Source organism: Desulfosarcina sp. (assembly GCF_046496365.1).
GTDB lineage: Bacteria > Desulfobacterota > Desulfobacteria > Desulfobacterales > Desulfosarcinaceae > Desulfosarcina.
This window is the reverse complement of sequence record NZ_JAWOHB010000063.1, coordinates 1-4,883: the sequence shown is the minus strand read 5'-3', so window position 1 is coordinate 4,883 and position 4,883 is coordinate 1. Positions and strand designations below refer to the sequence as shown.

Annotated in this window: 4 protein-coding genes and 2 pseudogenes; 3 read left to right on the top strand and 3 right to left on the bottom strand. The window is 54.9% G+C overall.

Annotated features, from left to right (window positions below):
* A pseudogene (locus R6V78_RS05290) lies at window positions 1–623 on the bottom strand (M48 family peptidase); the annotation flags it as partial.
* A gap of 259 nt (window positions 624–882) precedes the next feature.
* Between R6V78_RS05290 and R6V78_RS05285 the strand changes: the two are divergent.
* The 3 genes from R6V78_RS05285 to R6V78_RS05275 all read left to right on the top strand — a co-directional run bounded on the left by R6V78_RS05285 (window position 883) and on the right by R6V78_RS05275 (window position 4,217).
* Complete coding sequence (locus tag R6V78_RS05285; RefSeq protein ID WP_410288290.1) at window positions 883–1,176, top strand: PilZ domain-containing protein; 294 nt, start codon at window positions 883–885, stop codon at window positions 1,174–1,176.
* Between the two features lie 100 nt (window positions 1,177–1,276).
* The gene (locus R6V78_RS05280; protein ID WP_410288289.1) at window positions 1,277–2,818 is read left to right on the top strand and encodes an SDR family oxidoreductase; all 1,542 of its coding nucleotides are present in this window, start codon (window positions 1,277–1,279) and stop codon (window positions 2,816–2,818) included.
* 22 nt (window positions 2,819–2,840) lie between these two features.
* Window positions 2,841–4,217, top strand: a complete 1,377-nt coding sequence (locus R6V78_RS05275; protein WP_410288288.1) for a deoxyribodipyrimidine photo-lyase — start codon at window positions 2,841–2,843, stop codon at window positions 4,215–4,217.
* A 185-nt stretch (window positions 4,218–4,402) separates the two neighbouring features.
* Here R6V78_RS05275 and R6V78_RS05270 read toward each other — a convergent pair whose 3' ends face one another.
* Together R6V78_RS05270 and R6V78_RS05265 are read right to left on the bottom strand one after the other, a co-directional pair.
* A complete protein-coding gene (locus R6V78_RS05270; RefSeq protein ID WP_410288287.1) occupies window positions 4,403–4,651 on the bottom strand; it encodes a hypothetical protein in 249 nt (82 codons plus the stop codon).
* Window positions 4,636–4,883: pseudogene (locus R6V78_RS05265) on the bottom strand (class I SAM-dependent methyltransferase); the annotation flags it as partial. The gene R6V78_RS05270 and the pseudogene R6V78_RS05265, both read right to left, overlap by 16 nt.

Here is a 4,883-nt window from a genome sequence, read left to right as displayed (position 1 = left end):
TTGAACAGCGGCATGATCCAGGTCGGCACGATGAATTGAATGACAAGCATATAGAGGATGATCACAAGCCAGCAGTAGAGCCAGGCTGCCTCAACGACATATTCAAAAAAAGCCAAGATGCCCGCCAAAAGAGGCCCGCCTAAGATAATGCTAAGCAGCATGCCCTTGAGTAAATCCATACCATAGGTTTTGATGGTCGTTTTGTTGAAACCGAATCGCTCCTCGATGACAAAGGTTGCGTAGAGGGCAAAGGGCTGGGCCAGCACAGCGTATAACAGCACCAGAAAACCGATGTAAAGCAGGCCGGTGACGACCGGTCCCCTGCCGAAAGACCGGATCCAGGCATCGACCAGGGGGAAGCCTTTGCCGAACCAGAACAACAGTAATATCAGCAAATGGAATCCGGACGTTATCCATTCGAACCGCGTGTTCACCCGCAGGTATTCCTGGGATTTGCGATAGCGGGCTTTATCACAGGTGCCGTGAAACGGCGCCGGTAGATCCGCTGTCACCATTTTCAGGTTCAACCAGTCGGCGGCCAGGTTGAGGATAAACTCCGCGATAAGGGTAAAGAGAATGATGAAGGCGATGATGTTCATTGAATTGATTGTATGCCAGCGCAAATTTTTTTCAACTCCAAAAGCATGGAGAATGAAAAAAAATTAGGTGCTTGAGGCCTGGATGGCATTGGGCTGCTGAACGGCCATCTTTGCCGGGAGCGATGCGCATTCAGCCTTGAAATACCCGACGCGATCGGCTAACATAACATTTTCACATCAGGAAGAACCGCATGAAGCAGCAAAAGGAAGATGATTTTTGTATTGATTTTGTAATCAAGATATTCATATCACCCTGCGAATCGATGATAAGCTGCGGAGATTGATGATGCCGGACGTATACAGGGGTGTGGAAAAGCGACACCACCCGCGGACAATATTTGGCTTGCGAGGCAGGCCCAGGCTTAAAATTGGTTTACAGGAATTTGAGGTCATCGATATTTCGGAAAAAGGTGTACAATTTGTAAACGACAAGGTGGTCGGTATCAAAGGATGGGTAAACGGCACCCTTGTTTTTTCGGATTCCAGATCCATCGATATCGACGGCATCATCGTTCGGCAGGATGGCGGCAATCTGGGACTGCATCTGATATCCCCGCTTGAGCCGAATGCCTCCTGACACCTCGTGGGACTCAAGCTGCGAAGCCATGGATGGATTGGCGTGGCGTTCGCGCGATGTGCCATGAATTTGAATCACTGCAGAGGAATAAGTGCCGGTCATGAAATCGAATCCTGTTCTGGTAACCGGGGCCACCGGTTATGTCGGCGGGCGGTTGATTCCGGCGCTGCTCGATGAAGGCTATCGGGTGCGCGCCATGGCAAGAAGTCTGGAAAAAGTGGCTTCGCGCCCTTGGGCCGGGCACCCCCGCGTCAAGCTGGTTCAAGGGGATGTTTTTGATCCTGTATCGCTTGAACGGGCGGCTTCCGGGTGCCGCGGGGCCTATTATCTGGTTCACTCCATGATCGCCCAGAAGGCAAAATATGTCGAAGCGGACCGCCGCGCGGCCCACAACATGGTTGCCGCTGCAAGTGCTGCCGGCCTGGAAAGACTTATTTATCTCGGCGGCCTGGCGAAAAAAAAGGCGGGAACCTTGAGCAGACACCTGCAATCCCGCATCGAGGTGGCGGATATTCTTCAGGCCGGGCCGGTTCCTGTGACCACCCTGCGTGCACCCATGATTCTGGGATCGGGCAGCGCCTCTTTCGAAATTTTGCGCTACCTGGTCGAGCGCCTGCCCGCCATGACCACCCCCCGCTGGGTGCATTCGTTGAATCAGCCCATCGCCATTCGCAATGTCATCAGCTATTTGACCGGCTGCCTTGCGCACGAAGAAACCAGCGGGCGGACCTTCGACATCGGCGGTCCGGACATTTTAAGCTATCGCGACCTGCTGGATATATACGCCGAAGAGGCCGGGCTGACCAGACGGCTGATTATTCCACTGCCGGTCCTCACACCCACCTTAAGCGCCCTGTGGATCCACCTCGTCAGCCCGGTTCCCAAATCGATTGCATTGCCCCTGACCGAGGGACTTACCAGCGATGCCGTGTGCACCGAAAATCAGATTCAGTCGATCATCCCCCAGAAGTTGTTGAGCTGCCGGGAAGCCATCCGCCTGGCGCTGGATCGTATTCGGCAGGAACAGGTGGATACCTGCTGGATGGACGCCGGCAAACTGCTGGAACCGGAATGGGCACACTGCGGTGATGCGGAGTGGGCCGGCGGTACGATCATGAATTGCGGATATCGTGCCACACTGCAGGCGACCGCGGATGAGGCCTGGCAGCCCGTGCGGCGCATCGGCGGCAAAACCGGCTGGTACTTCGGAAATTTTCTCTGGCGCCTGCGGGGGAGTATGGATCGGCTGGCGGGCGGCGTCGGGCTGAGACGGGGCCGGCGGCACTCACGTGAAATCGGTGTCGGCGATGTGCTCGACTTCTGGCGGGTGCTGCGAGTGGACCCGCCGTACCGGCTGCTGCTGGCGGCCGAAATGAAAACGCCGGGTGAGGCCCTGCTGGAATTTCAAATTACACCCGCCACAGGCGGCCGAGTCGAGCTTCGAATGCTTTCACGGTTTCTGCCGAAAGGCCTGTTGGGAATGATTTACTGGTATGCACTCTATCCATTCCATCAATGGGTATTCTACGGTATGCTCAAGGCCATCGCCAAAGCGATTCAAAAACCGATTGTGTCGGGTCCGGAACGATTTACACCCAAACTTCACACTGCCTACAGGCTGCCGCAAAACAAAGCACTGTAAGCATGACATCGGTGAGTGGGCCATGACCATTGATTCAACCCGTATACAGGTGCTGAATACTGCCGACATCCGCGATGGCGCATATGTCCTTTACTGGATGCAGCAGTCCCAGCGGGTCGAGTATAATCACGCGCTTGAATATGCCGTTCAGCAGGCAAACCGACTGGAGCGCATGCTGCTGGTGGTGTTTGGGCTGATGGATGACTATCCGGAAGCCAATCTGCGCCATTACACCTTTATGCTGGAAGGTCTGAAGGAAACCGCTGCGGCCCTGGCATTGAGAGGGATCAAAATGGTGCTGCAGCTGGGGCATCCAGCGGAGATCGCTCTGGCCCTTGGCGGCCGGGCGGCTGTGATCGTCTGTGACCGGGGATATTTAAGACATCAGAGGGCCTGGCGCCGGCAGGTGGCACGCCAAGCGCCTTGCCGCGTCGTGCAGGTGGAAAGCGATGTGGTCGTTCCGGTTGGAGTGGTTTCTGATAAAGCCGAGTATGCCGCGCGGACGATACGCCCCAAAATCCAGCGGCACCTCGAGGACTACCTGGTGGAACTGGAAGCGACGAAGATTCAACATCCTTCGCTGGATCTGAATATCGACGGCGTCGATGTTGCGGACACGGAAAGGCTGCTGTCGGAGTTAAGGCTTGACCGCAGCGTGCCATCGGTTTCCCGGTTTTTTGCCGGCGGTACTTCCCAGGCCAGAAGGCGCTTTGACACCTTCGTGCGCACACGGCTGAAGCACTATGACCACAACAGCAACCAGCCGCAGACCGATGATATTTCCCACATGGGCCCCTATCTTCACTTCGGCCAGATTTCGCCGCTGTATCTGGCGCTGCAAATCAGAAAGGCTTCTGATTCACTCAAGACAGCCAAAGACGCCTATCTGGAGGAGCTTGTCGTCAGGCGGGAACTGGCCATGAACTTTGTTGCGTTTACACCCAATTACGACGACTATGCCTGCATACCGGGCTGGGCTGAAAAGAGCCTGGCCGACCACCGGCACGACGGGCGGGAAACCGTCTACAGCCGCCGTCAACTCGAAAGCGCCGGTACCCATGATCCCTACTGGAACGCCGCCATGCAGGAGATGAAGCAAACCGGATTTATGCACAACTATATGCGCATGTACTGGGGCAAAAAGATTCTGGAGTGGTCAAAAACGCCGCAGCATGCCTTTCGAACGACGCTGGCCATCAACAACCGGTACTTTCTGGATGGCCGGGATCCGAATTCCTGTGCCGGTGTGGCCTGGATCTACGGCGTGCATGACCGGGCCTGGGCCGAACGGCCGATTTTCGGCAAAATCCGCTTCATGGCGGCTTCCGGTCTGGAAAGAAAATGTGACATCGCGGCCTATGTCAAAAAGGTGGACGATCTGGTTCAAGCACCCGGATAAGTATTTCCGAATATCGTGAATGCGCAAGGAAGAGATTTAGGTTTTGGCTTGAGATTCAACCGTGTATGCAGCCCAAACCATTAAGCTTAAGGCACCATAAGGGTGACTCGAAGACCAACGCCGTGTGGGGCATGCGAAACGTTCCCCATGATCCGGCGGAATGAGGTCAATGGTTTCGCCCTGATTTACAGCCGGCCCTTGCTTTTTAAGGCATGAATCGTTAAAAAGGTATTCCATTCAGGTTCGGAGCAGCTCCAGCTGCCGTCATCTTTCTGCCTTTGGAACAGCTGCGCAAAAGTCTTTTCAAGCTGCATTTCAGCCTGCGGCGACGTCAGGTGCGCAAGGGCATTCACCGTCTGATAGAACGGTATGGACTTTCCCCAGTCACCCGTGGCTTTTTGAAGCCGTTCCAGAGGTGTCATTTCTTTCCCCATACCGCATACACCGGGTCCGAATACCTCAACTCCGGAAAATATTTGTCGTCCTTAGGCCGCGGCAGTCCGCGGATTGAATAGGTCTGAATGTCTTGAAATCCTGTCTGCAAAAAATACTCCAGCACGAGTCCCATGCGTTCAAACTCGTGAAGCTGTTTCCATATCCCGATGGCTTTGGTTGGAAACCACCGATTCGAAAAGGTGATAATAAGATGACCGTTCGGCTGCAGCA

Excerpts from the sequence above, each read along its gene's own strand:
- R6V78_RS05285 (WP_410288290.1), top strand. The coding sequence starts at position 883 with ATGATGCCGGACGTATACAGGGGTGTGGAAAAGCGACACCACCCGCGG.
- R6V78_RS05280 (WP_410288289.1), top strand. The coding sequence starts at position 1,277 with ATGAAATCGAATCCTGTTCTGGTAACCGGGGCCACCGGTTATGTCGGC.
- R6V78_RS05275 (WP_410288288.1), top strand. The coding sequence starts at position 2,841 with ATGACCATTGATTCAACCCGTATACAGGTGCTGAATACTGCCGACATC.
- R6V78_RS05270 (WP_410288287.1), bottom strand. The coding sequence starts at position 4,651 with ATGGGGAAAGAAATGACACCTCTGGAACGGCTTCAAAAAGCCACGGGT.